This is a genomic window from Prochlorococcus marinus CUG1438 (genome assembly GCA_017644325.1).
GTDB lineage: Bacteria > Cyanobacteriota > Cyanobacteriia > PCC-6307 > Cyanobiaceae > Prochlorococcus_A > Prochlorococcus_A marinus_AA.
In genome coordinates, this window is sequence record JAEPLS010000001.1 from 696,796 (window position 1) to 714,948 (window position 18,153).

Annotated in this window: 28 protein-coding genes; 13 read left to right on the forward strand and 15 right to left on the reverse strand. The window is 32.7% G+C overall.

Going from position 1 to position 18,153, the window contains the following annotated elements:
- The first annotated feature begins 41 nt into the window (after window positions 1-41).
- From JJ847_03825 to JJ847_03835, 3 genes are all read left to right on the forward strand, one after another.
- Window positions 42-1,367: an aminopeptidase P N-terminal domain-containing protein gene (locus tag JJ847_03825; GenBank protein ID MBO6960012.1), complete on the forward strand. Its 1,326-nt coding sequence runs from the start codon at window positions 42-44 to the stop codon at window positions 1,365-1,367.
- Window positions 1,368-1,422: 55 nt separating this feature from the next.
- Entirely contained in the window at window positions 1,423-1,581 is a 159-nt protein-coding gene (locus JJ847_03830) for a hypothetical protein (GenBank protein MBO6960013.1), read from the forward strand.
- A 107-nt stretch (window positions 1,582-1,688) separates the two neighbouring features.
- Window positions 1,689-2,165: a 30S ribosomal protein PSRP-3 gene (locus tag JJ847_03835; GenBank protein ID MBO6960014.1), complete on the forward strand. Its 477-nt coding sequence runs from the start codon at window positions 1,689-1,691 to the stop codon at window positions 2,163-2,165.
- A 2-nt stretch (window positions 2,166-2,167) separates the two neighbouring features.
- Here JJ847_03835 and JJ847_03840 read toward each other — a convergent pair whose 3' ends face one another.
- The gene (locus JJ847_03840) at window positions 2,168-2,572 is read right to left on the reverse strand and encodes a F0F1 ATP synthase subunit epsilon (protein ID MBO6960015.1); all 405 of its coding nucleotides are present in this window, start codon (window positions 2,570-2,572) and stop codon (window positions 2,168-2,170) included.
- A 43-nt stretch (window positions 2,573-2,615) separates the two neighbouring features.
- Window positions 2,616-4,076, reverse strand: a complete 1,461-nt coding sequence (atpD, locus tag JJ847_03845) for a F0F1 ATP synthase subunit beta (protein MBO6960016.1) — start codon at window positions 4,074-4,076, stop codon at window positions 2,616-2,618.
- 220 nt (window positions 4,077-4,296) lie between these two features.
- On the opposite strand from atpD, the gene groES reads away from it, so the two are divergent.
- Window positions 4,297-4,608 carry a co-chaperone GroES gene (groES, locus tag JJ847_03850; GenBank protein ID MBO6960017.1) on the forward strand — a complete coding sequence of 104 codons (312 nt, stop codon included), beginning with the start codon at window positions 4,297-4,299 and terminating at the stop codon, window positions 4,606-4,608.
- 51 nt (window positions 4,609-4,659) lie between these two features.
- Window positions 4,660-6,297: a chaperonin GroEL gene (gene groL / locus JJ847_03855; GenBank protein MBO6960018.1), complete on the forward strand. Its 1,638-nt coding sequence runs from the start codon at window positions 4,660-4,662 to the stop codon at window positions 6,295-6,297.
- A gap of 75 nt (window positions 6,298-6,372) precedes the next feature.
- On the opposite strand, the gene secG is transcribed toward groL, so the two are convergent.
- A complete protein-coding gene (secG, locus tag JJ847_03860) occupies window positions 6,373-6,600 on the reverse strand; it encodes a preprotein translocase subunit SecG (GenBank protein ID MBO6960019.1) in 228 nt (75 codons plus the stop codon).
- A gap of 23 nt (window positions 6,601-6,623) precedes the next feature.
- Window positions 6,624-8,246: a 2,3-bisphosphoglycerate-independent phosphoglycerate mutase gene (locus tag JJ847_03865; GenBank protein ID MBO6960020.1), complete on the reverse strand. Its 1,623-nt coding sequence runs from the start codon at window positions 8,244-8,246 to the stop codon at window positions 6,624-6,626.
- A gap of 136 nt (window positions 8,247-8,382) precedes the next feature.
- On the opposite strand from JJ847_03865, the gene pyrR reads away from it, so the two are divergent.
- On the forward strand, window positions 8,383-8,919 hold the full coding sequence (gene pyrR, locus JJ847_03870) for a bifunctional pyr operon transcriptional regulator/uracil phosphoribosyltransferase PyrR (GenBank protein MBO6960021.1): 537 nt from the start codon (window positions 8,383-8,385) through the stop codon (window positions 8,917-8,919).
- A gap of 7 nt (window positions 8,920-8,926) precedes the next feature.
- Here the strand turns inward: pyrR and JJ847_03875 are convergent, their stop codons facing one another.
- Window positions 8,927-10,495: an Hsp70 family protein gene (locus tag JJ847_03875; GenBank protein MBO6960022.1), complete on the reverse strand. Its 1,569-nt coding sequence runs from the start codon at window positions 10,493-10,495 to the stop codon at window positions 8,927-8,929.
- A gap of 98 nt (window positions 10,496-10,593) precedes the next feature.
- Between JJ847_03875 and JJ847_03880 the strand changes: the two genes are divergently transcribed.
- The 3 genes from JJ847_03880 (at window position 10,594) to JJ847_03890 (ending at window position 11,769) form a co-directional block, all read left to right on the forward strand.
- Window positions 10,594-10,830 (forward strand): DNA-directed RNA polymerase subunit omega, encoded by a 237-nt coding sequence (locus tag JJ847_03880; GenBank protein ID MBO6960023.1) that lies wholly within the window; start codon window positions 10,594-10,596, stop codon window positions 10,828-10,830.
- Window positions 10,831-10,832: 2 nt separating this feature from the next.
- Complete coding sequence (locus JJ847_03885; protein ID MBO6960024.1) at window positions 10,833-11,204, forward strand: DUF1818 family protein; 372 nt, start codon at window positions 10,833-10,835, stop codon at window positions 11,202-11,204.
- A gap of 313 nt (window positions 11,205-11,517) precedes the next feature.
- Window positions 11,518-11,769 carry a DUF2811 domain-containing protein gene (locus JJ847_03890; protein MBO6960025.1) on the forward strand — a complete coding sequence of 84 codons (252 nt, stop codon included), beginning with the start codon at window positions 11,518-11,520 and terminating at the stop codon, window positions 11,767-11,769.
- A 5-nt stretch (window positions 11,770-11,774) separates the two neighbouring features.
- Here the strand turns inward: JJ847_03890 and JJ847_03895 are convergent, their stop codons facing one another.
- The 3 genes from JJ847_03895 to JJ847_03905 all read right to left on the reverse strand — a co-directional run bounded on the left by JJ847_03895 (window position 11,775) and on the right by JJ847_03905 (window position 13,135).
- A complete protein-coding gene (locus JJ847_03895; GenBank protein ID MBO6960026.1) occupies window positions 11,775-12,239 on the reverse strand; it encodes an EVE domain-containing protein in 465 nt (154 codons plus the stop codon).
- Window positions 12,240-12,573: 334 nt separating this feature from the next.
- A complete protein-coding gene (locus JJ847_03900) occupies window positions 12,574-12,711 on the reverse strand; it encodes a hypothetical protein (protein MBO6960027.1) in 138 nt (45 codons plus the stop codon).
- A gap of 259 nt (window positions 12,712-12,970) precedes the next feature.
- Window positions 12,971-13,135 carry a hypothetical protein gene (locus tag JJ847_03905; protein ID MBO6960028.1) on the reverse strand — a complete coding sequence of 55 codons (165 nt, stop codon included), beginning with the start codon at window positions 13,133-13,135 and terminating at the stop codon, window positions 12,971-12,973.
- Between the two features lie 26 nt (window positions 13,136-13,161).
- Here JJ847_03905 and JJ847_03910 point away from each other — a divergent pair, with 26 nt between their 5' ends.
- Entirely contained in the window at window positions 13,162-13,344 is a 183-nt protein-coding gene (locus tag JJ847_03910) for a hypothetical protein (protein ID MBO6960029.1), read from the forward strand.
- Between the two features lie 40 nt (window positions 13,345-13,384).
- Here the strand turns inward: JJ847_03910 and JJ847_03915 are convergent, their stop codons facing one another.
- On the reverse strand, window positions 13,385-13,609 hold the full coding sequence (locus tag JJ847_03915) for a hypothetical protein (protein ID MBO6960030.1): 225 nt from the start codon (window positions 13,607-13,609) through the stop codon (window positions 13,385-13,387).
- A gap of 125 nt (window positions 13,610-13,734) precedes the next feature.
- Here JJ847_03915 and JJ847_03920 point away from each other — a divergent pair, with 125 nt between their 5' ends.
- Both JJ847_03920 and JJ847_03925 read left to right on the forward strand, forming a co-directional pair.
- Window positions 13,735-13,872, forward strand: a complete 138-nt coding sequence (locus JJ847_03920; GenBank protein MBO6960031.1) for a hypothetical protein — start codon at window positions 13,735-13,737, stop codon at window positions 13,870-13,872.
- A gap of 534 nt (window positions 13,873-14,406) precedes the next feature.
- On the forward strand, window positions 14,407-14,859 hold the full coding sequence (locus tag JJ847_03925; GenBank protein MBO6960032.1) for a hypothetical protein: 453 nt from the start codon (window positions 14,407-14,409) through the stop codon (window positions 14,857-14,859).
- Window positions 14,860-15,461: 602 nt separating this feature from the next.
- Here the strand turns inward: JJ847_03925 and JJ847_03930 are convergent.
- The 3 genes from JJ847_03930 to JJ847_03940 all read right to left on the reverse strand — a co-directional run bounded on the left by JJ847_03930 (window position 15,462) and on the right by JJ847_03940 (window position 16,033).
- On the reverse strand, window positions 15,462-15,611 hold the full coding sequence (locus JJ847_03930) for a hypothetical protein (protein ID MBO6960033.1): 150 nt from the start codon (window positions 15,609-15,611) through the stop codon (window positions 15,462-15,464).
- A complete protein-coding gene (locus JJ847_03935) occupies window positions 15,612-15,797 on the reverse strand; it encodes a hypothetical protein (GenBank protein MBO6960034.1) in 186 nt (61 codons plus the stop codon). It lies immediately after the preceding gene.
- Window positions 15,798-15,877: 80 nt separating this feature from the next.
- Window positions 15,878-16,033, reverse strand: a complete 156-nt coding sequence (locus JJ847_03940) for a hypothetical protein (GenBank protein ID MBO6960035.1) — start codon at window positions 16,031-16,033, stop codon at window positions 15,878-15,880.
- 525 nt (window positions 16,034-16,558) lie between these two features.
- On the opposite strand from JJ847_03940, the gene JJ847_03945 reads away from it, so the two are divergent.
- On the forward strand, window positions 16,559-16,666 hold the full coding sequence (locus tag JJ847_03945) for a high light inducible protein (GenBank protein ID MBO6960036.1): 108 nt from the start codon (window positions 16,559-16,561) through the stop codon (window positions 16,664-16,666).
- A gap of 76 nt (window positions 16,667-16,742) precedes the next feature.
- On the opposite strand, the gene JJ847_03950 is transcribed toward JJ847_03945, so the two are convergent.
- The 3 genes from JJ847_03950 to JJ847_03960 are packed head-to-tail and all read right to left on the reverse strand — an operon-like array spanning window position 16,743 to window position 18,079.
- Window positions 16,743-17,480 (reverse strand): type 1 glutamine amidotransferase, encoded by a 738-nt coding sequence (locus tag JJ847_03950; GenBank protein ID MBO6960037.1) that lies wholly within the window; start codon window positions 17,478-17,480, stop codon window positions 16,743-16,745.
- A complete protein-coding gene (locus tag JJ847_03955) occupies window positions 17,477-17,773 on the reverse strand; it encodes a heat-labile enterotoxin alpha chain (protein ID MBO6960038.1) in 297 nt (98 codons plus the stop codon). Before JJ847_03955 ends, JJ847_03950 begins: the two co-directional genes overlap by 4 nt.
- 15 nt (window positions 17,774-17,788) lie before the next feature.
- Window positions 17,789-18,079, reverse strand: a complete 291-nt coding sequence (locus tag JJ847_03960) for an inward rectifier potassium channel (GenBank protein ID MBO6960039.1) — start codon at window positions 18,077-18,079, stop codon at window positions 17,789-17,791.
- Window positions 18,080-18,153: the final 74 nt, after the last annotated feature.

Consider the following 18,153-nt stretch of genomic DNA (forward strand, 5'->3'; position numbering starts at 1 on the left):
TATTCTTCCATTTTTTTTAAAAACACGCCAATAAACAATTTATGTCCAAATCAAACAATAAAATTTTTGAAGAAAGAAGAGAAATTTTCTTAGAAAAATTGGGAGGTAAAGCCGCTATTATTCCTGGGGCTAAGCTTGTAAAACATCATGCCGATTGCGAATATCCCTTCAGGCAAGATAGTAACTTTTGGTATTTAACCGGTTTTGATGAGCCTGATGCGATCGCTCTTTTTTTATCTCATAAGCCAAAGGGGGAGAGATTTATTTTATTTGTTGCTCCTAAAAATGTTATTAGTGAAGTCTGGCATGGTTTTAGATGGGGTATAGAAGGGGCTGAAAAAGAGTTTAAAGCTGATAAGGCTCACTCAATAAATGAACTAAAAGATTTACTTCCAGGTTATATAAGTGGTTCAGATGAACTTGTTTTTTCAATTGGAAAGGATCCATCAATCGAAAAAATTATATTAGAGATATTTTCACAGCAACTTGAAAATCGCTCAAGATTGGGTGTTGGCGCAAATTCTATAAAATCTCCAGAAATTTATTTAAATGAGATGAGATTAATAAAAAGTGAGTTTGAAATCCAGAGAATGAGAGAGGCTATAAAAATTTCAGCTGAAGCTCATGAACTAGTTAGACAATCTGTTTCATTAAAGAAAAATGAAAGACAAATTCAAGGCCTTTTAGAAGGATTTTTTTTAGAAAAAGGGGCAAGAGGGCCAGCATATAATTCAATTGTTGCATCAGGAGATAATGCTTGTATTTTACATTACACTTGTAATGACTCTCCACTGAAAAAGGGGGATTTATTATTGGTGGATGCTGGCTGTTCATTAACTGATTATTATAATGGTGACATAACAAGAACTTTCCCAATAGGAGGGAAATTTTCTAAAGAGCAAAAAATTATTTACGAAATAGTACTTAATGCACAGAAAGCAGCAATTAAAAGCGCCGTAACTGGTTCCAATTCTAGTACTGTTCATCATGTTGCTTTAATAAATCTTATAGAAGGATTAAAAGAAATTTCTTTATTGAAAGGTAGTACTGAAGAAATAATTCAGAATCAATCATATAAACATCTTTACATGCATCGAACTGGACATTGGCTAGGTTTAGATGTTCATGATGTTGGAGCTTACAGAATGGGAGATTATGAAGTTTCTCTCCGACATGGAATGATTCTTACTGTAGAACCAGGTATATACATAAGTGATAGGATTCCCGTCCCAGATGGCCAGCCTAGCATTGATGAGAAATGGAAAGGCATTGGTATAAGGATTGAAGATGATATTCTTGTAAAAGATACAAACCCAGAAGTTTTAAGTATTGCTGCACTTAAAGAAATTTCTGATTTAGAATTTTAAATTTGACTTATTCGGTTAATAGATTTATTTTTTATAAAAAGTTAAAAGATCACAAATGAATGAGCCAGATCTATATGATTCAAAACTATCTCAGGCAAGAGGCTTAGCTAGTCAGCTTGGAATGTTTGCAGAAGAAAACGATATTCCCAAAGATCTTTGGGATTCATTGGAAGCTACAATTTATGATTTTTATAAAGTTTCTCATGATAGATAAAAAGTATTTTTAGAAAGCATCAATAACTAAAATCAAGAAATTTTGAATAAATCAATCAAAATGTGACCATTAACTGATAAATTATTTATTAAATATTTATTAAGTGAATGACTTCATCGGATAAGTTAAATCAAAATTCAACAGAAAAAAAAGAAAAGAATAGCGACCAACCGAAAGCTAAAAATTCTTCTCCTAATTCGGGGATGATGGGTGCTTCAGCAGTATTAGCAGCAGCGACAATCGATGAAGATGGAGTACCCAGCGGATATACTCCCAAACCTGACGAGGGCAGGTTCATTATTAAAGTTTTATGGTTGCCTGATAATGTTGCTTTAGCTGTTGACCAAATAGTAGGAGGAGGCCCAAGCCCACTGACTGCTTATTATTTTTGGCCAAGAGATGATGCTTGGGAAAAATTAAAAAGTGAACTAGAAAATAAAGGTTGGATTACAGATAACGAAAGAGTCGAAATATTGAATAAAGCTACTGAAGTTATAAATTATTGGCAAGAAGAAGGTAAAACAAAAAAATTAGAAGAAGCTAAGTTAAAGTTCCCTGAAGTGACTTTTTGTGGAACTGCTTAAAATTAATTTTTTGCAGCTTGAATTCTAGCTTCGGCTTTTGAAATCTCTTTCAAGGCTTTGATTTTTTCTGGATTTTTTTCATTTTCAGAGAATTTACTCATTGTCAATTTTGCTTCTTGAAGATCTTTCTCAGCATTTTGAACATTAATTTCAGATCCAACTTCTGCATTGTTAACTAAAACTATTACTTCATCTGATTCAATTTCAGCGAAGCCACCCATTAAAGCTATAGATTTCCACTTAGAATTTGTTCTAAGCCTTAAAACACCAATATCAATAGCCGTAACTAAAGAAATATGTCCGGGAAGTACTCCAAGTTGACCAGTGGTACTGGGGAGGATCACTTCTTCAGCTTCGCCTTGATAAACATTTTTGTTAGGAGCTAAAACCTTAAGAGAAATTGCCATTAATTTAAAATTATTTTGGGTTAATTTAAATAAATTTAGATATTTATTTTTCTGCTTTTATTTTTTCGGCCTTTGCTTTTACTTCGTCAATATTACCAACCAAGTAAAATGCCTGTTCAGGTAAATCATCTAATTCTCCTGATAAAATCATGTTGAAACCAGCTATGGTATCTTCTAATTTTACATATTTACCAGACATTCCTGTAAATATTTCTGCAACGAAGAAGGGTTGAGAAAGGAATTTTTCAATTTTTCTAGCCCTGTCTACTGTTAATCGATCTTCTTCGGAAAGCTCATCCAATCCAAGAATAGCAATAATATCTTGTAATTCTTTGTATCTTTGCAAAGTTGATTGAACAGCTCTAGCTGTTTTGTAATGCTCATCTCCAACAACTGATGGTTGAAGCATAGTACTTGTCGAGTCTAATGGGTCAACTGCTGGATAGATCCCCTTGGCTGCAAGAGCTCTCGCTAGTACCGTTGTAGCATCTAGATGAGCGAATGTTGTTGCTGGGGCGGGGTCTGTTAGGTCATCAGCAGGAACATAAACAGCCTGGATAGATGTTATTGATCCTTCAAGTGTTGATGTAATTCTCTCTTGCAATTCACCCACATCTGTTCCAAGAGTTGGTTGATATCCAACTGCTGATGGCATTCTTCCAAGTAAAGCTGATACTTCAGAGCCGGCTTGAACAAATCTAAAAATATTATCAACAAAAAGTAGAACGTCTTGTTTGTTGACATCTCTAAAATGTTCAGCCATTGTAAGCGCCGATAAGCCTACTCTCATTCTTGCACCAGGTGGCTCATTCATCTGTCCAAAACATAAGGCGACTTTTGATTGAGTTAAATCATCTGCATTTATAACGCCTGATTCTTTAAATTCTTCATATAAATCGTTTCCTTCTCTGGTTCTTTCTCCAACTCCTCCAAAGACAGATACTCCACCATGTTCCTTCGCAATATTATTAATTAACTCTTGTATAAGAACAGTTTTCCCAACACCGGCGCCTCCAAATAATCCGACTTTTCCTCCTTGTCTGTAAGGAGCCAAAAGGTCAATAACTTTAATTCCTGTTTCAAAAACTTTTGGCTTAGTTTCTAGGTCAGTTAATTTTGGAGCAGCTCTATGAATTGGTGCAGTATCATCAGTTTTAACTGGACCTTGTTCATCTACTGGTTCTCCTAAAACATTAAAGATTCTTCCTAAAGTTGCTTCTCCCACTGGTACGGATATTGGTGCACCTGTATCGATTGCCTCCATGCCTCTTACAAGCCCATCTGTGCCACTCATTGCCACTGCTCTTACTCTGTGGTCCCCAAGAAGCTGTTGAACCTCTGCAGTGAGCGCTATTTCCTGTCCAGCGGGATTTTTTGCTTCAATTCTTAAAGCATTTAATATTTTAGGCAATTTACCGGCAGGGAATTCTACATCTAGAACGGGTCCAATTACCTGACGAACTACGCCTTTTGTTTGTGAAGAAGTTGATGGAGTTGCTACCATTTTTTATTGATTGGTGATGAATAGCTGATTTAATTCAGCTCATAATCCGAAAATACTACCACCTCATGGGTAGATTCGTTAAATGGGTTCGGCCACCCGCACAGTTAAAGTATGGTTTAATTGCTGCTTCGCGGATTATGTTGTTGAAGATACGGATAAAGAATTTATCTTTTCCTTTTTTACGACGCAAAGCGTCTCAATCATGATCCTCCATTAATCTATGGCAGCTGTTTCACTTACAGTCTCTACAGTAAAACCACTGGGAGATAGAATATTTATTAAAGTTTCCGCATCTGAGGAAAAAACTGCTGGGGGCATTCTTTTGCCTGATACAGCCAAAGAAAAACCACAGGTGGGAGAAGTTGCTCAGGTAGGTCCTGGGAAACTTAATGACGATGGTTCTCGACAAACTCCAGAAGTGAGTATTGGCGATAAAGTCTTATACAGCAAATATGCTGGAACAGACATTAAATTGGGAGGAGATGAATATGTCTTGCTCTCAGAAAAAGATATTTTAGCTGTAGTTGGCTAAAATATTTGTTTCAAAAATTATTAAAACTTATTACTAAATTACCGCCTAAACATGGCTAAAAGAATTATTTACAATGAGCAAGCTCGTAGAGCGCTCGAGAGAGGAATCGATATCCTTGCTGAGTCTGTAGCTGTTACGCTTGGACCAAAAGGAAGAAATGTTGTACTAGAGAAAAAATTTGGTGCTCCACAAATCATTAATGATGGTGTAACAATCGCTAAAGAGATTGAATTAGAAGACCACATTGAAAACACAGGTGTTGCATTAATTAGACAAGCCGCCTCAAAAACAAATGATGCAGCTGGTGATGGCACCACAACCGCTACTGTTTTAGCTCATGCAATGGTTAAAGCAGGGTTAAGAAACGTAGCCGCAGGAGCTAATGCAATTACCCTGAAAAAAGGAATTGATAAAGCTACTGAATTTCTTGTCGGAAAAATTCAGGATAATTCCAAACCTATTAGCGATAGTAATGCTATCGCTCAATGCGGAACTATTGCTGCTGGTAATGACGAGGAGGTAGGCCAAATGATTGCAAATGCAATGGATAAAGTTGGTAAAGAAGGTGTAATTTCCTTAGAAGAGGGTAAATCAATGACCACTGAATTGGAAGTTACTGAGGGGATGCGGTTTGATAAAGGTTACATTTCCCCTTATTTCGCTACAGATACAGAGAGAATGGAGGCTGTTTTAGATGAACCATATATTCTTCTGACTGATAAGAAAATTGCTTTAGTACAAGATTTAGTCCCTGTTTTGGAACAAATAGCCAAGACTGGTAAGCCGCTAGTTATTATCGCAGAAGATATAGAAAAGGAGGCTTTAGCAACTCTTGTTGTAAATAGACTTAGAGGGGTCTTAAATGTTGCTGCAGTCAAGGCTCCTGGATTTGGCGATAGAAGAAAGGCCATGCTAGAAGATATGGCTGTTCTGACTAATGGTCAACTCATTACTGAGGATGCAGGCTTGAAATTAGAGAATGCTACCTTGGATATGCTTGGAACTGGTAGAAGAATAACTATCAATAAAGAGACTACAACCATAGTTGCGGAAGGTAATGAGAAAGCAGTTAATGCTAGATGTGATCAAATCAAGAAGCAAATGGATGAAACAGATTCCTCATACGATAAAGAAAAGCTTCAAGAACGTTTGGCAAAATTAGCTGGGGGAGTAGCGGTAATTAAGGTAGGAGCCGCAACTGAAACTGAGATGAAGGATAAAAAACTTCGTCTTGAAGATGCAATAAATGCTACTAAAGCTGCTGTTGAAGAGGGAATTGTACCTGGAGGAGGAACTACTCTTGCTCATTTATCACCAATCCTAAAAAATTGGGCTGATAAAAATTTAGAGGGAGAAGAATTAATTGGGGCAAATATTGTTGAAGCCTCACTAACTGCGCCTCTTATGAGAATTGCAGAAAATGCAGGCTCTAATGGTGCTGTGATTGCTGAAAATGTAAAATCTAAGCCATTTAATGATGGATTTAATGCTGCTACTGGAGAATATGTTGATATGTCCTCTGCTGGTATAGTAGATCCTGCCAAGGTAACTCGTTCAGGATTACAAAATGCGGCTTCAATAGCAGGAATGGTTCTTACTACTGAATGTATAGTTGCAGATTTACCTGACAAAAAAGATTCATCTGCTCCAGCAGGTGCTCCTGGTATGGGCGGTGACTTTGACTATTAACTAAGCAAAAGTCATAAGCTCACTTTCATAGGTTAAGGGATCATTTAAAAATGATCCCTTTTTCTTGTTCAAATTTTATGAAATCCATCCAGCACTAAGAATAATTGCAAGAGACAAAAATATAACTAGAAAAGTCCAAGTTATTTTGTTGAGAGACGCCTCTGCGCTACTAGCACTGTTGAACATTGAGCTCCCACTAGCGGCTATACCTCCCATTCCATCACCTTTGGGACTATGAAGTAACACTAAAAGTATGAGAAGAATTCCAGAAAATACCCATATCCAACTAAAAATTTGAATCATTTTTTGTAAAGGTTTTAAAAACTTTAGACATGTTGTACTACCTTATTATAACCTTTTAACTCAATCTCTTTAATTAGCGATTTTCCTGTCATTTCTTTAGGGATTGGTAGGTTTAATAATTGCAATAATGTAGGTGCAATATCTGCTAAGCCAGCATTATCTCTTAAGTAAATCTCATTTCCCATATTTGGAATTTTTCTTTTTTCACCCTCAATAAAAATTAAAGGAACCTTATTAATGGTATGTGCCGTCCATGGTTCTCCAGATGGCCCTTTCATTACCTCTGCGTTACCATGATCTGCAGTTATTAGTATGCTTCCTCCCATTTCTCCGGTAGCATTAACAATTTGACCTATACATTTATCTACTGTTTCTATAGCTTTAATTGTTGCGTTCATATTACCTGTATGACCGACCATATCAGGATTAGCAAAATTGATCACAACAAAAGCATATCTTCCACTTTTAATCGCTTTAGAGCAACTAATAGTTAATTGTTCTGCAGACATCTCAGGTTGCATATCATAAGTTGCGACTCTAGGTGATGGTATTAAATGTCTTTCTTCTCCAGGTAAAGGAATTTCTACTCCTCCATTAAAAAAATATGTTACGTGAGGATATTTTTCTGTTTCTGCGGTTCTGTATTGTTTGAGGCCGTTTTCTGAAACTATTTGGCCGATAAAATTATTAAGAGATTCAGGAGGAAAAGCAACTTTAACTGGTAAATTTACGTCATATTGGGTAAAAGTAACTATATCTAAATTTGGAAAATTTTTTCTTTCAAATTCTGAGAATTTTTTCTCTGAAAGAGATCTAGTTATTTGCCGAGCTCGGTCTGGACGGAAATTAAAGCAAATTAAACTATCACCATCCTTAAAATAGTTTTCAGACATTCGAATAGGCTCTATAAATTCATCAGTTATATTTTTTTCATAACTTTTTTTAATGTAATCTTCAGGAGAAATTTTTGTCACTTTAATATCTGGATCAGTCAAATTAACATATGCTTTTTCTGTTCTTTCCCATAGAAGATTTCTATCCATTATCCAGTATCTGCCACATATAGAGGCTATCTCACCAGTATTATATTTTTTGATGCATGACTCTATTTGGTTGATATATTTAGATGCACTTTTTGAAGGAGTATCTCTTCCATCAGTAATAATATGAATTGCTACCTTTTTGATTTCATTATCTGACGCCCACTTTATTAATCCTAATAAATGATCAATATGACTATGTACCCCTCCATCAGAACATAATCCTGTGATATGCAGAGTAGAATTACTATTCTTTAATGAATTAGCCATCTTCTTTAACTCATCAACTATGGCTAATTGATTATTTTTTACAACATTTGAAATTCTCACAAGTTCTTGTTGAATTATTCTTCCAGAACCAATAGTAAGGTGACCTACCTCTGAATTACCCATTTGACCATTTGGGAGCCCCACATCAGATCCACTAGCGCTTATAAGAGTATGAGGATATGCATGCCAAAGTGAATCCATGATTGGTGTACTAGCATTTTTAATAGCATTATCTGATAAATCTTCTCGATAACCCCATCCGTCTAGTATCGCAAGAACTACAGGACTCTGAGGTACGCTTAACCTATTTATATTTTTACTGCTAATCTTTGACATATTTAGATCAAATTTATTGTTATGTGATCCAATATTAAATTTAGCTTTAAAAGTAACTCTTTAACAATTTATATTTAACATAGTTAGCTTTTGCAGATTTATTAAAATATTGTATAGAGTGGTTTATCGATGAATCATGGCCAATAAAACAAAAAGGGTCATAATACTAAATGCAATTGAGCTTAGAAAAACAATTTCACGTTTAAGTTCTGAAATTATTGAAAGAGTAAAAAATCTCGATAACCTTGTTTTGGTAGGCATACCCACCAGGGGAATTGATTTGGCCGAAGTTCTTGAAAAAGAATTATTAAATAAGTCAGGTGTAAAAATAAGAAAAGGAATAATTGATCCAACTTTTTATAGAGATGATCAAAATAGGGTAGGAACACGCCTAATAAAAGCAACTAATATTCCAACTCCTATCGAGGAACAAGAAATTCTTTTAATAGATGATGTTATCTATACGGGGAGAACAATTAGGGCTGCAATGGATGCTTTATATTCATGGGGCAGACCACAAAAAGTGATGTTACTAGTAATGGTAGATAGAGGACATAGAGAATTACCTATTCAACCAGATTTTTGTGGTAAAAAAGTTGCAACTAGTAAAAATGAGAGTATTAGCTTACGACTACATAATGTTGACGATGAAGAGGGAGTGTTTCTTGAATAACTTTGGATCAGAATATATTTCCTAAATTATAATCTCCAAGAAATTCATCCTTAATATCAAAACACTCAACTAATAGATCAGCTTTCTTAGTGATTTTGAAAAAAAGTGTTAATTTGTCTTCCCCAATTTTTGATGTATTTTTCAGTTCGATTCTCAGTGGATTCTTATCCCAAATTATAATTTCTTCTTCTCTTTGAACTTCTGATAGTTGCGGTAATCCATTTTCAAAAATCACATCATATGTTCTTTCTTTTTTCGTTTCTCCAATAATTATTTCAAATATTTTCTGGTTATTTTTACTGGGTTGAAGAATTAGTTTTAAAGGGTTTTCGGTTGGCCATGTTTGACCTTTGCAAAAAATAGGGTGCCAGAAGTGTTTTTGTTCTCTTTTATTGAATAATCTTATAGATAGCCCTTTGGTTAAGATGTCTTTAATTTTAACCCCTGGGGTCATTGCCAAAGCTCCCAAAGCTACAGATTCGATAGGAGCTGGAGTCTTTATTTGAATATCTGGAATCTTTTTTGTTATCCATTCTTTAATTAAGGGAATCTGAGATCCCCCTCCAACTAAAATTATTGCGCTTAAATCCTCAGTAGTACAAAATTTTCCTCTTGCTTCGTTTAATAAATCTTTGAGTAAAGAGTTAAGGTGGTTTAGAAGATTATTCTCAATAATAATTTTTTCAAATAATTCTTTACTCATGAAAAATTCTTCTTCTTTATTATCTTCAATCAAAAAATTTATTGGGTATTGATTTTCATATTTTATTTCTGATGCGCTGAGCTTACATTTTATCTCTTCTGCCTTTAAAAGATTAGTAGCATATTTATTATCTGAAAGAAAATAATCAACAATCCATCTGTCAAAATCTTTTCCCCCAATTTTTGAGCCTGTTTTACTAATTATTTCAGCACACCTAGTTTTTTGTTTTGAAATTGAGCTTACATCATTTCCTCTGAATTTTAATAATTCAGCTATCGGACCAGATTTTCCTTCTCCGCCTTCTATTTTGACTATATTCATATCTATTGTGCTCCCTCCAATATCGAGTGTCATTATTTTGGAGCCAAATGCTACATCAATACCTAAACTTGCGGCAGTAGGTTCATCAACTAGCGCAATTTCATCTACTGATATTTCTCTGCACAGATTAACCAACCATTCTCTGTAGCCTTTGTATGTGTCAATTGGAGCAGTTAAAACGAGTCTCTTTACCTCATAATTTTTAGGAATGTTTTCCCACAAAAATTTAAAAAATTTTTCACCACATTCTGTAGGCTTTAAAATATTTTTTTGATTATTTTTTTCAATAGGATTTCCAATTAATCTTTTAAAATTCGAATGAAAAAACAAATCTGTTTTTGAACTTTCCCTCATCTCTAGAGCACTAATGCCAATTTTCAAAATTTTTGAAGGTTCCTCAAACCAAAGTGCTGTAGGGATGACCCCTGGAGATGATGTAATATTAGGTATTTCAACTAGAACAGAATTTATATGATTTTGATCTTGAAAAGCTATTACAGTATTTGTATTCCCCAAATCAATAGCAAGCGTTCCAGATAAATTTATATCCATATGAAGTTTTTTTTGAATTAATTAAGTTCTTTTTGTAATTTATGCTTTGAATCTGTCCGATAAACTGTAAAATACATTTTATAATAAAAAATTTTTTTATGAATATATCAAATAGCATGGGAATCGATTCTAATGATCTTGCAAAAAGAGGAGAGAGCTTAGTAAGAAAATCAACGAATAGATACTTAACTACAGTTAAAATTGCTTTCAGAGCTAAACAAAGACGCTTTGATGACTTTGATGGACTACTAGAGGAGTCGACTATTAAGCCTGTTCAAAGGTCAATTATTGAATTAAGCGATGAACAAGATCAACCTGATTTACTGCCAGGCTAATTTTGGCAAAAGACCAAAAAAGATGGAGATTACTTAGAGATCTCAACAAAGGAAAATATTGTTTTTTGATAGGAGTTGATAATTGGTCAATTGAATTACAAAAAAGTGAATTTCATTCACTTTATCTTTTACTTTTAAAAATTAATGAACAAATATTAGTTATTAAAAATGAATTAATGGATGAGGAGTCTATTTCTTTAGAGTTAGAACAACTGCCTTGGTATATCGAGTTAGAAGGGAAAAAAAATGAGTGGAGTTTAAGGTTAGTTTTTGAAAGTCAAGACAACACTAGATCTTTCGAAATGTATTGGCCGATACCAATAGCACAAAATTTATTTTATGAAATAAAAAAAATGTGGGAATCAATGGATTAAAAAATAAATTAAATTGGAAATTTTGAAAAAAAATTCCCCGTGTTAAAAATAATTTTTCACAACTTTTCCACAACTTATTTTTACAAAATAAATAGTGAACTAAAGTATGTGGAAAACTTTTAATTTAATATAATTCTTCATATTTCAGCTGGATTTATATCATTGAAATTTATTTTCATGATCCCCCTTATAATGACTGAATTCTCATTATTCTATTAACTGAGACTGATTCTTTTTAATACTTGTTGACGATTAATTAATTTTGAAGAAAACTGGAACTTGTAAATTAAATCTTAGAAAAATCTTTTTTAATATGAATGAATTAAATTACGATCCTAATCAAAAAGTCTTAAATAACCAAGATGAAATAATTAGTTTCAAATGTGAACTTCAAGAAAATCTTCTAAAGGCTATGAAAGAATTTGTTGACAAACATCCTAACTGGGATCAATACAGGATAATTCAAGCTGCTATCGCAGGATTTCTGATGCAAAAAGGATTTCAAAATAGAGACTTAACGAGACTTTATGTTGGCAATATGTTTTCAATGAATTTTAAGGATTAAAGTTTTTATATTTTTTCTAGTAGTATTCTCGCGACATCATTTCGTACAGGCACTATTGACAACCTATTTCCTTTTTTGACGACTAATAACTCATCCTCATTAAATAAAATCTTTAATTCTGGTAAACTAAGAATCTTTTGAGACTTTGATAAAAATTTTACTTTTACACAATCCCATCTAGGATTATTTGGTTTTGATTTTGGATCAAAATACTTTGATTCTTTATCAAATTGAGTGGGATCAACTATATTTAGATCAATAACTTCCATAAGACCAACTATCCCTGGGGGCTTACAGTTTGAATGATAGAAAAAGACTTTATCTCCTTTATTCATATTTCTCATGAAATTCCTAGCTTGATAATTTCTTATCCCATCCCATAGTGTAACTTCATCATTTTTTAAAGTATCAATACTATACGCATCAGGCTCACTTTTCATTAGCCAGTAGCTAGGTTCCTGTTGTACCATAGGATCTCGGCGAATATATAGGGTTTGAGTAAAGTTTGGGTAACTTCTTTGAATATGAATTTATTATCCATCAAAGTTTCTATTTAGGAAAGTGTACCCCTTTCCTCTATATATCATGACGGTACCCCTTTATAAATTACGCTTATCTGTTGGAAATATTGAAGGAAAAATCTTTAATCGAGAATTTATTAAATAATGACTTACCTATTTGTGAACCCACGCCGTTGTTCTTGAGTTCCTTTTGATATGCCTCTTTGCTTGAGAGAATGATATCTTTAATCGAGAATTTATTAAATAATGACATTCTTATTTGGGAAAATTGCTTTGTAGATGATCACATCATCTCGTAATTATCAAATTTAGTTTTTAACTTTGCTGCTTTATGTATTAGTCCAACTGCTTCTTTTCTTCCAGTAGCTTGTTGCGCCTGATGCATTAATTCAGCATATTTTTTTACGATTTTCTTTTGCATGGTTTAGATTAAATAAAGACCGTTTTTTAATCTAAAGCTGCAAGGAACAACTTTCAGAAGATAAGGAATCAACGGTAAAACCTCAGAGTCAACAAATTGGAACGGGTTAACTCGTGTGTTAAATATATAATCAATTAGCTAATTACCTGTTGGTATCTATGATTACATTGTTTTCAAATCCTGATTTATTTTAGTTTTATCTAAAGTGGAGAAGATTTCTTTTTAAATAATGAGTGTGTTTTAAATCTTGAATTGATCTCTAATAATTTATGGTTGGCTTCAGTTGTATCCCTGCAACTGCCTCATGACAACCATGTATTAATTTTAGGACTGCTTTAGTATTTTTTGATTCAAAATATATACCTCTTCCCGTACCTAATAGTTCCTCAAACCGACCTATAAATTTAAGGCTATAGGAGGACAATATAAGTATAGATCTAGGAGGTCTAAATGAAACTATTCAATCAATTCACAATCCTTCCAAGATACCTAAAAGCATTTAATTATGCTGGAAACAGAATGGAAGAAATAACAAGAAATCTTGATAGAGATAACCATTTATTTGAAGACTATTGGAAGAGGGAATGTAGAGAACATCCAACTAATCAGCATTGTTTAGTCTATTGCGACTGAGAATTTTAATCTTAAGGGTTGACAACTGAGTATAAATACTCTATAAATAAAGTGTAGTAAATGCTACCAAATCGTCCGATCTACTATTAGATAGACCGCAGTACGAATCAAGCCATAGGACGGGGACTTGATCAAGACCAGGAGCTGCATAATGGTAAACATGTATTTTAACGGCAAATCTTTCGTATATTGCAAGAGCCAAGAAGAGAAAACAATAAAGCTTACTTATAGAGGATCTAGTTACTTGAGATAAATAAAATCTCATATCTATTAAATATTCAATAAACTATTTTTTTTAGAGGTGTTATGCCATGAAATTTACTAATTCTCCTTTTGCCATACTCGATAAGAACATGAACGCATTAGATTATCAAAAAAGAAATTTAAAATATGAGGACTATTGGAGAAGGGAAGGAATTAGCAAAAGTAAAGGTCTATCTTAATACTGGAATAATTGCTGGATTAGTTGGTGTTGGATTTGTTGCCTCTACTTTAATTTTTAGAGTATTAATTCTAGTTTTAAAATAAAAAAGGTAGTTTAACTAAGCTTTTGATTAAAGTATTTAATACCTGCCATTAGAAATTAAGAAAAAGGTTTGGTTGAATTAGATGGAACTTCTACTGGAACCAATGACTCACCATAATGTGATATAGCTGATTTTATTAGTAACCAGTAAAAGAAGTTAACTAAAGCTTTCTCCACGAGGATTTAGTAACTAATCTAGATAACCTTATTAGTTTTGTAATAGCAATATACAAAAAATATTTATCAAGTAATCAATATATTTATCAAAACTAGAAGAAAGTTACTTTAATTAGGATAGATTCACCTTTCGGCAGCGGACTAAATCCTCGTGGAGCATTGGACTTTAGCCCGCTCTATCTTTTTAGCAAATCAAAAATTGAACTGCAATTCAGCTCTTAGATGTGACATCCAAGATAATTTCAAAAATATTTTTTTCTAAAAAAAGAATTAAGTATTTTTTCGGAATGCTTTGAAAAGAAATATGTGTTTAATTTTGTTTAAGTTTTATCTCGTAAAACTAATAGGGAATTTTATTTATGAAAAACATTCTGTATAAAATTTTTGAATTCCTAAAGGATCTTTTCCAAAAAATTTCTGAATTTTTAAAAAGAAGATTTTCTGAAGAAGAAGAGAAGCCAGTTGAAGAAGAGAAGCCAGTTGAAGGAGAGAAGCCAGTTGAAGAAGAGAAGCCAGTTGAAGAAGAGAAACCAGTTGAAGAAGAGATGCCAGTTGAAGAAGAGAAGCCAGTTGAAGAAGAGAAACCAGTTGAAGAAGAGATGCCAGTTGAAGAAGAGAAGCCAGTTGAAGAAGAGAAGCTAGTTGAAGGAGAGAAGCTAGTTGAAGAAGAGAAGCCAGTTGAAGAAGAGAAGCCAGTTGAAGGAGAGAAGCCAGTTGAAGAAGAGAAGCCAGTTGAAGGAGAGAAGCTAGTTGAAGGAGAGAAGCTAGTTGAAGAAGAGAAGCCAGTTGAAGGAGAGAAGCCAGAATTATAAGCAGAAATTTATTAAATAATTTACCTTCCTTTTCATTAGTTTTTGGCTAGTGAATCAAGTTACCTAAACTTGTTATGAATATATTTTATCGGTATAAGTGGTCTAAGGACTTGAGCCTAGCAGTTTCAAGGTTAACCCCGCACTCCTACACACGAGTACAAAAACCTTTTTAATTAATGCAGATTACTTCCAAGACACTTAGCTTGCTACTTAATGTAGTTTTTGTGCTTTGTGTCTTTGTCATTTGAAGACTATTCATCAAAAGAGATTAATAGTTTCAGGGTTTTCTTACTTCGAACCGAACTCAATATCGGTTAGTTTTTTAGTCTTTAAAAGTTTGAGTAAAGTTTGAGTAAAAAATTACGATTCCCTGAAATCCCAGTAATAGCTAGACGCGCTCACTTTTCATTAGCCAAAACTTTTTTTCAGTCATATCAAGGGATCTCAGCGAATTTTAAAGCTTGAAATAAGGCTTACTCAAACTTTTTTGGGTATAAATTCATTATCCATCAAAGTCTCTAATTAGGAAAGTGATGGGTGGTACGGGGTCAATGTGACCGTGCTACATCGTATATATGATCTGATAAATTTCTGTTAAAAGTTTATGGGTACAACCTTTCAATAGCTTCTTTCTGTTCTTGCTTTTTTATGTCTTCAGCATCTAAAACAGGGCACGAGTTTTGATTTAGTGATGAGAGGAAAGTGCTTTTGTTGAATAGTTTGAAAAGTGGTGCAAGTAATAAGTTTTTCATTTATTCCCAAGTTTTCATATCAGAGAAGTCGCTTGCTATTGCATGAAGCATCCCTCCTACAAATGATCTAGGACAACCAAGTTTGTTAACTAATACTTCTGATTGTTTTTTGATATCTTCCCATGTAGGTCTGATATCCTCATTTATTTGTTTAAGGCTAGGTTTAAATTCTTCTGAATCATTCATAATAAAAAAGGTATTAACTTAGTAAAATTCAAATGATCGTAAAGATAATCTCATTTATTTAAATCAATATTCAATTAAAATTACAAAATAAATTCTTTAGAAATTATTCTAAGCTGATTTAAATTCAGATTATTTAAATAATTATTTGCAATAAATTTTTTCTCATTAATTTCGAGATCTTTAATCTCAGAAATAATGCTATTAGATATTAAATCAATTAAATGTTCTTTATCCATTACTTATATATAAACCTAAAACAAACATTAATTATTTAAAGTCTTCAACTCAACATATAAGTAAAAATACTTAGATAAATAAAAAACTTTTTTAAATTACTTTTTATAAATAAATTTATGTATGTCTTCGAATAGGTTAGATTTTGATTTGAAAAATCCATTATTTCTTAAATAAGATTTTCCTTTCTCTATATTTTTAATTCTTTTTTGATAAGAATTTTCATCTAAATCTTTTTGCATAAAAAAATAGTTGGAACCTTATTCTGATTAGTGCTCACAAAAAAGTGGTTACCTTAAATACAAAATTTAAGTTCTTTCTTGAACTACTTCTCATTCAAACTAAAGATCTTTAGAAATAGTTTCTTTCTTAAATTTCGTGAATTAATAATGAAAAATAAATTAAAAATAAAATTCTTAGAAAAAATGTGATTTAGGTATGGAACACTACATCAATTACCTATTAGGAATAATTAATTTATAAATATAAATCTACTTCGAATAATTATGGAATTCGCAAAAAAATTCATGACTGAAAAAGCTGAAAAGCTTAACGGTAAAGCTGCAATGCTTGGAATGTTTGCTCTAGTAGGGGCTTACTATTTTACAGGTCAAATAGTTCCAGGTATTTTCTAAACAAAATAATTTTTAGAATTTTTAAGAGGGCTTTATTAAGCCCTTTTTTATTTGATTAGAAATTTTCTTTTTTTTTTTAATTTTCTAATAATCCAAACAATTTGTTTATGAGAAGCTTTCTTTTTAAAAAAGTCCTATCACTATATTTTTTGTTTTCTTCTCTTAAAATTTCCTCACCATTTGATCCCAATCCTTTAAAGACAAATTCTTTATCTTCTTTAATCCAGTTATTTACCATTGCCCCCGTTGTCTCTATATGAAATTGTAATCCGTAAGCAAAATCACCAATCCTAAAAAACTGTTCCTTACAAACTGCACTGCTAGCAATGAGTACTGCTTTATTAGGTAATAAAATCCTATCTCCATGCCAATGCAGTACATAAAAAGGGTCTTCAAATAGTGATTTAAAGTCACTATTTGATTTATCAATAAAAATTTGAGACCATCCAATTTCTGGTAATTCTTTTGGAGGGTATCCATATTTTAAAATTTCAACATCTCCTCCAGCAGCACTCGCAAGCAACTGAGCACCTAAGCAAACACCGATTATAGGTCTCTTATTCTCTAATTCTCTTCTTATAAAATCTCTCTCCAACTTAAGCCATGAGTATTTGTCGCTCCCAATATCTTTGACTCCCATCGGTCCACCCATAATTAAAATTAGATCACCTTCTTTTGTTTTAGGAAGATTATCTTTTTTATCCAAACGAATAATTTCAATTTTTAAATTTCTTTCTTCAGCAAATTGTTTAAAAAGACCAGGTCCTTCTATTTCTAAATGCTGCAAAACTAATAGTCGTTTTATTCCCTTCATTCACTTTCCATTATTTCAGCAGAATCAGAACAGACATTAACGCTAAACCACTCCATTGAGGACCAATTACTTTCTTGGTATGTACCAGCAGCAACACTTACAAAACAATCATTCTCAAACCAACTTCGATAATTGGGATTTAATTCAGTTCCTTTTAATCTGTTTTCTAAGCCTTTTCCATATTTTTTAATAACAAGATTTATAGCTTCGTACTCAATTTGTCTTTGCCTTTCATCAGCAAAAGCTCCTAAAGGGATAAAAAAAAGGATTGATGCAATAAGCAAATGTTTCATCGATTCTTCTATTTTTTATATGAAGTTAATTTCATATTGTTTAATTAATTTTTTAAAATCTTCAACTCTTTTTTGTCCGTTCTTTAAAGGTCTTGAGGAGTCAAGTACAGCTGCACAACATAATTGCCAACAAGATTTTTCATCTAGGTCTAATTGCTCGCATATTTTTTTTGGGGCTTTAAAAAATGTATTTATTTCAGCAATATGTTGAGTAGTTTCCCATAACTCTCCTTCAAGAAAATCAAGTTCAATACTTGATAATAATTCTGTGGCTACGTAATCTTTGATTAGCTCAGTTAATTCCACAATATTTTATTAAAGCAGGAAAAGTTAAATCATCTCTTAGTATTTATATAGCAAGATAAAAAAAAAGGAGCTAA